1 protein-coding gene is annotated in these 654 nt (G+C 63.6%); it reads left to right on the forward strand.

Features of this window, described 5'->3' with window-relative positions; all coding sequences use genetic code 11:
* A partial coding sequence (locus HLH35_RS19725) for an SDR family NAD(P)-dependent oxidoreductase (RefSeq protein WP_182980749.1) occupies nucleotides 1-600 on the forward strand: 600 nt, incomplete at its 5' end.
* Nucleotides 601-654 lie beyond the last annotated feature (54 nt).

Below are 654 nucleotides of genomic sequence, written 5' to 3' on the forward strand. Positions count from 1 at the left end.
GCCGTCAAGCTGATCGGCCGGAACGTGACCGGCGTACGCGGCGACGCGGCCAATCTGGACGACCTCGACCGCCTGTTCGATACGGTCAAGCGGGAAAAGGGCAGGATCGACATCCTGTATGCGAGCGCGGGCACGGGCGAAGCCGCGCCGCTGGGCGAGATTACCGAGCAGCATTTCGATACAACCTTCAACCTGAATGCGCGCGGCACGCTGTTCACGGTCCAGAAGGCGTTGCCGCTGTTCAACGATGGCGGATCGATCTTCATGACCGGGTCGGTTGCTTCGCTCAAAGGTTTCCCCGGTTACAGCGTGTATGCGGCGAGCAAGGCGACGCTGCACGCATTCGCGCGCGGGTGGCTCAACGAACTGAAGGGCCGGAATATCCGGGTGAACGTGCTGCATCCGGGGCCGATCGCCACGCCGATGCAGGACCAGGTCCTGACCGAAGAGGCGAAGCGGATGTTCGAATCCCTGATCCCGCGGGGAACGATGGGCCGTCCCGAGGAAATCGCGGCGGCCGCGCTGTTTCTTGCTTCAGACGATTCCAGCTTCGTGAATGGGGTGGAACTGTCTGTCGACGGCGGCTTCTCGGCCATCTGAAATCGTGCCGGATCGCGGGAAGCGGCCGACCGGCGGGAACCAGCATGTCCATGG

Origin of the sequence: Gluconacetobacter asukensis, assembly GCF_014174375.1 — a bacterium.
GTDB classification, from domain to species: Bacteria; Pseudomonadota; Alphaproteobacteria; order Acetobacterales; family Acetobacteraceae; genus Gluconacetobacter; species Gluconacetobacter asukensis.